The organism is Hydrogenophaga sp. (assembly GCF_041633695.1).
GTDB lineage: Bacteria > Pseudomonadota > Gammaproteobacteria > Burkholderiales > Burkholderiaceae_C > Hydrogenophaga.
The window spans coordinates 1-5,150 of record NZ_JBFJMY010000308.1 but is presented as its reverse complement, the minus strand read 5'-3'; the positions used below and the strand labels follow the sequence as shown (position 1 = coordinate 5,150).

Sequence of the window (5,150 nt, the reverse complement as noted above, 5' to 3'; positions counted from 1 at the left end):
CCTTTTGGTTCGGCGCATGCGCTGGCCTTTTTGGTCGAAGAGACCGTCAACGGGCGCGGCTTTGGCAAGGAAATCGGCACCGGTTCCAAGCGGCTGACCGCCAAATACGGCCAGCCCGATCTGAGCATGACCAGCAAGGGCCAGGAATTCCCGGCCTACGACGGGCGCGCCATCCAGGGCATTGGCCTGGCCTATGCCACGTCCAACCGGGGTGGCTGCCACCTGCGCGGCTACACCATCGCTTCCGAAGTGTTGGGCATTCCGGTCAAGACCGACCCGGTGGAGCACGAAGGCAAGCCGGAGTTGGTGAAAGCCTTCCAGGACGCGACCGCTGCATTCGACTCTTCGGGCTTGTGCGTGTTCACCACCTTCGCCTGGGGCTTGGCCGATCTGGCGCCGCAAATGGCAGCGGCCTGCGGCGACGAGTACACGACCGAAGAGCTGGAGAAAATCGGTGAGCGCATCTGGAACATGGAGCGCGAATTCAACAACGCCGCCGGTTTCACCGCCAAGGACGACAGCCTGCCCAAGCGCTTGCTCACCGAAGCCTGCAAGACCGGCCCATCCAAGGGCAAGGTCAATATGCTGGCCGAGATGATGCCCAAGTACTACGCCGCGCGCGGCTGGGACCCAGAAGGCCGCCCCACCGCCGAGACCCGGACCCGCTTGAGCCTCTGAGGCCAGCGCCCATCCGGTAACCGGGTGGCACATCAGCACACCGGGGGCAGCTTTCAGTCTGCCCCCGTTTTTGTTTGCAGGAGAGCACCATGCACCACGTCATTCTGGGAGCCGGACCCGCCGGTGTCATCGCCGCCGAAACCTTGCGCAAGCAAGCCCCTGGCGACACCGTCACCCTGGTGGGAGACGAGGCCGAGCCGCCGTATTCGCGCATGGCCATTCCCTATCTCTTGATCGGCAACATCGACGAGCGCGGCACTTATTTGCGCAAGTCCGATAGCCACTACCAGGATCTGGGTGTGAAAGCCGTGCACGCACAGGCCACGGCGGTGGATGTGGCTGCACAAACGGTGCAGCTCAACAACGGCGACACGCTGTCCTACGACCGCCTGCTGATCGCCACCGGCTCGCACCCGGTGCGCCCACCCATACCCGGCATGGACCTGCCCGGCGTGCACCCGTGCTGGACGCTGGACGACGCGCGGGCCATTCAAGCCCTGGCCCAACCCGGCGCCCGCGTATTGCAAATGGGCGCGGGCTTCATTGGTTGCATCATCATGGAAGCGCTGGCCGCACGCGGCGTGGAGCTGAGCGTGGTGGAAATGGGCGACCGCATGGTGCCGCGCATGATGGGCCCCACGGCCGGGGGCATGATCCGCGACTGGTGCGAGAAAAAAGGCGTGCGGGTGTTCACCGGCACCAAGGTGGAAGCGATTGAAGCCGCCCAGACGTCGGCCCCCAGTGGCCTGCTGGACAAACTGGCCAGCGCCGTGGGCATGGGCGCCGAGAAGTCAGCGGCAAAGGGTTTGACCGTGCGGCTCTCGGGCGGTCAATCGGTGCAGGCCGATCTCGTCATCAGCGCCACCGGTGTGCGCCCTGCCATCGGCTTTCTGAAAGACTCGGGCATCACCTGCCTGCAAGGCGTGCTCACCAACGAATGCCTGCAGACCAATGTGCCCAACGTGTACGCGGCGGGCGACTGTGCCGAAGCCTTCGACAAGGTGAGCGGCAAAACCATTGTGAGCGCCATCCAGCCCAACGCGGCCGAGCAGGCCCGCGTGGCCGCACTCAACATGGTCGGGCAACGCACCGAGCTCAAAGGGGTGACCCAGATCAACGTGCTCGACACCCTGGGCATGATCTCGACCAGTTTTGGCAACTGGGAAGGCGTGCCCGGTGGCCAGCACGTGGAACTGACCGACCAGGCGGCGGGCCGACACCTGAGCCTGCAATTCGTGGACGACACCCTGGTGGGGTGCAACAGCGTGGGTTGGACCGAGCATGTGGGCGTGATGCGCGGCCTGGTCGAAGGCCAGGTGCGGCTGGGGGATTGGAAAGACCGCTTGATGGAAGACCCGACCCGGCTGATGGACGCCTACCTGGCCAGCGCACAGGGGCAGGGCGACTGGAGCGGCGCCGACGACGAGCGCCGCCGATAAGCCCGCGTCCAGGCGCCACCCGGCGGCGCCGCGCGCGCCGCCGTACACAGCCATCCGCCATGAAAATCACCTTCAAACTCTTTGCCATGCTGACCGACTACCTCCCGTTCGAGGCACGGCGCAGCAACCAGATGGTGCTGGACATTGCGCCCGAGGCCACCATCAGCCAGATCATCGAACCCTATGGCCTGCCGCCCAGGCTGGTGCACCTGGTGCTGGTCAATGGGCGCTACATCCAACCGGCGGAGCACATGAGCACCCGCTTGCAAGAAGGCGATGTGCTGGCCATCTGGCCACCCATTGCCGGAGGCTGAAGGCGTTCATGCAGTCTGCTTATGCCGAGTCCTTTGTCCGCGACATGGGATGTACCGAGAAAGAATGGCTGGGGTGGCTGCCCGCGGCCATTGGCGAGCGGCCTTGGACGCAGGACGGCGCATCGGCGCGGGTGCTGATCGAGCCCGGTGCTCTGCGGCTCGAATGGTGCGTGCAGGAGCCACGCGTCATCGCCCTCATGCGCATGCCGCGCCTGCAGGTGGCGTTCCGGTTTACCGGGCTGGATGGTGCACAGCGCTACACCTTCATGAAGCGCTTCGATCTCTATATGCAGCGCGGTGGCGGTTGACGCGGGTTTGATCCAGCGCAGGTGGGGCAGGGGGATGGGCTGTCATGATGGGCTTTTCCCCACACCGGGCCTGCCCTGATCCTTGACGGGGTTCTGCGGGTGCCGAGGGGCATGCCCACCACCGCAACCGCTGGAGCCCACATGAGCGAAAACACCACCGCAACCGTCACCGTCACCCGCCAGAGCGGCTACCAGTTTCTGGTCGACTTTGGCGCACTGATGCCCCAGCTGCTGGCCGACGAACCCGCGCCCCTGGGGCAAGGCAGCGGCCCGGCCCCCGACCAACTGCTGATGGCGGCGGTGGCCAATTGCCTGAGCGCCAGCTTGTTGTTTTCCCTGCAAAAATTCAAACAAGACCCAGGCACGCTGCAGGCCACCGCTTCGCTCGAACTGGGGCGCAACGCCGACAAACGCCTGCGTGTCCTATCCATTCAGGTGAAGCTGAGCTTGGGCTGTGCCGCGTCCGAGATCGAACACCTGGACCGCGTATTGGCCCAGTTCGAGGACTTCTGCACCGTGTCCATGAGCGTGCGCCAAGGCATCGCGATCCAGGTCCAGGTGCTGGACGGCAGCGGCGCCACCATCAAGGGCTGAACGGGGTCGGGTGGCGGTCCGCCGTCAGGCCGGTGCGAACCACAGCGCGGCCGTGCGCATGCCCGCGTAGGTGAGCACCAGCGAGCCCAGCAAATGCAGGGCCGCGCTGCCACCGGCCAGCAGCCAGCGCCCGTGCTGCAGCATGGATACCGTCTCCACCGAGAAAGTGGAGAAGGTGGTGAGCGCACCCAGACAGCCGGTGATGATGGCCAGCCGCCAGGCCGGGTCGATCTGCGTCTGGCTCTGGAAAAACACCACCGCCACGCCCACCACATAGGCGCCGATCCAGTTCGCGGCCAATGTGCCCCAGGGCAGCAGCGCCTGGCCGTGGTTGAGCCACAGGCTGAGTTGCCAGCGGGACAAAGCGCCAATGGAGGCGCCCAGGCAGATCGCGATGACGGCAAGCATGGTCGGGGGCTTTCAGGGCAGGTCAGAACGGTGGATCGTCGGCACTCTGTGCCTCGTCTACCGCCTGCATGGGCTGGCTGGGTGCGGTGGCCGGACCCAGGCTCATCTCGCCGCCCAGGGCTTCGATCATGGCGGGTATGAGTTGCGTGAGCTCACCGGTCGTGAGCGCCACGTCGGTATCGAAGCCGCTTTCCCCTTCATCGGGGCGGCCATCGAACACGCCTTCGAGAAAGCTCAGTTTTTTGAGTTGCATGGCTTCGGTCAGCACGAACCCGATGCGGCCTTCCCAGCTCAGGGCCAGGCGCGTGGGCAGCTTGCCCTCGACGATGTGCTGGCGCACCTCGTCGGTGGCGAGGTTGTGGCGGGTGAATTTCACCACCGACTTTTCTTCGTCACCCGACTTGAGTTCGCATTCGCGCTCCACGCTGAAACCGCCCGGCCATTCGTCGCTGCTGGTGGCGCTCAGCCATTGCGTCATGGCGGTTTGTGGCGTCACCTCGGTTTGCAGCAGCGTCACGCTCAGTTGGTCAAAGGCCCGCACCAGCGCGGTGATCACCTCGTCGGTCTTGCCCTGGCTGCTGGCATCGGTCACCAGCCAGCCGTTTTTCAGATCCATCCAGATCCAGACCTGGGACTGGCGCGCAAAAGCCTGTGGCAACAAGGTGAGCAAGGCCTCTTCGCGCAAGGCCTTGGTTTCTTTTTTGCCGGGCTTGCGCCCGGTGGTGGCTTCGATGTGGTCGGCCTCTTCTTGCGCTTTTTCGCGCACCACCGAACCCGGCACGCCCTTGGTTTCGATGCGCAGCTTGAGGATGCGCTGCCCCGCCACCGACTCCACCAGCGGGCCATGGGCCTCGCCCCGGGGTTCTACCCAGCCCACCGATTTGTCCTGGGTGGCACCACAGGGCACAAAACGCGCCGCATCGAGCGCGGCTTCCATCGACTCCAGCGTCGCATCCCATCCGGGCGCGATGCGGTAGATCGTCACATTCTTGAACACAGACTTCCTTAGGTTGAGGCTCTTGCCATGGGAGGTGCAAATCTTAGTGGATGATGCCCGTCCTGGACCCGACAATGCCCAGAACAGGCCCTGGCCCGCGCGACAGCGCGCCAAATGGGCCAGCCGGCGGTGTTTTCACGAGGAAAGAGCAGACATGAACTTGCGTTTTGTTGAGGCGTTTTACTGGGTGGCCTCGCTCAAAAGCGTCACGCGCGCGGCGGAAAAGATGTTTTTGACCCAGTCGGCCATGTCCAGCCGCATATCGGCGCTCGAAGACGAGCTCGGCGTGCTGCTGCTGGACCGGCGCGACAAACAATTTCGCCTCACCGTGGCCGGTACGCGCTTCTTCTCGTACGCGCGCCGCTTGCTGGAGATGCAACGCGAAATCAAGTCCGAAATGGGCTCGGGCTTG

Annotated in this window: 8 protein-coding genes; 6 read left to right on the top strand and 2 right to left on the bottom strand. The window is 64.7% G+C overall.

From position 1 onward, the window contains the following. The 5 genes from ABYB95_RS16665 to ABYB95_RS16645 form a co-directional block, all read left to right on the top strand. A partial coding sequence (locus tag ABYB95_RS16665) for an aldehyde ferredoxin oxidoreductase C-terminal domain-containing protein (protein WP_372659678.1) occupies positions 1-678 on the top strand: 678 nt, incomplete at its 5' end. An 89-nt stretch (positions 679-767) separates the two neighbouring features. Further along, the gene (locus ABYB95_RS16660; RefSeq protein WP_372659677.1) at positions 768-2,117 is read left to right on the top strand and encodes an NAD(P)/FAD-dependent oxidoreductase; all 1,350 of its coding nucleotides are present in this window, start codon (positions 768-770) and stop codon (positions 2,115-2,117) included. A gap of 59 nt (positions 2,118-2,176) precedes the next feature. Beyond that, positions 2,177-2,431: a MoaD/ThiS family protein gene (locus ABYB95_RS16655; protein WP_372659676.1), complete on the top strand. Its 255-nt coding sequence runs from the start codon at positions 2,177-2,179 to the stop codon at positions 2,429-2,431. An 8-nt stretch (positions 2,432-2,439) separates the two neighbouring features. After that, entirely contained in the window at positions 2,440-2,739 is a 300-nt protein-coding gene (locus ABYB95_RS16650; protein WP_372659675.1) for a hypothetical protein, read from the top strand. 141 nt (positions 2,740-2,880) lie between these two features. Next, the gene (locus tag ABYB95_RS16645; RefSeq protein WP_372659674.1) at positions 2,881-3,333 is read left to right on the top strand and encodes an OsmC family protein; all 453 of its coding nucleotides are present in this window, start codon (positions 2,881-2,883) and stop codon (positions 3,331-3,333) included. Positions 3,334-3,357: 24 nt separating this feature from the next. Here ABYB95_RS16645 and crcB read toward each other — a convergent pair whose 3' ends face one another. Both crcB and ABYB95_RS16635 read right to left on the bottom strand, forming a co-directional pair. Beyond that, the gene (gene crcB / locus ABYB95_RS16640) at positions 3,358-3,741 is read right to left on the bottom strand and encodes a fluoride efflux transporter CrcB (protein ID WP_372659673.1); all 384 of its coding nucleotides are present in this window, start codon (positions 3,739-3,741) and stop codon (positions 3,358-3,360) included. A gap of 22 nt (positions 3,742-3,763) precedes the next feature. Beyond that, complete coding sequence (locus ABYB95_RS16635; RefSeq protein WP_372659672.1) at positions 3,764-4,738, bottom strand: recombination-associated protein RdgC; 975 nt, start codon at positions 4,736-4,738, stop codon at positions 3,764-3,766. A 154-nt stretch (positions 4,739-4,892) separates the two neighbouring features. Between ABYB95_RS16635 and ABYB95_RS16630 the strand changes: the two genes are divergently transcribed. Beyond that, a partial coding sequence (locus tag ABYB95_RS16630) for a LysR family transcriptional regulator (RefSeq protein WP_372659671.1) occupies positions 4,893-5,150 on the top strand: 258 nt, incomplete at its 3' end.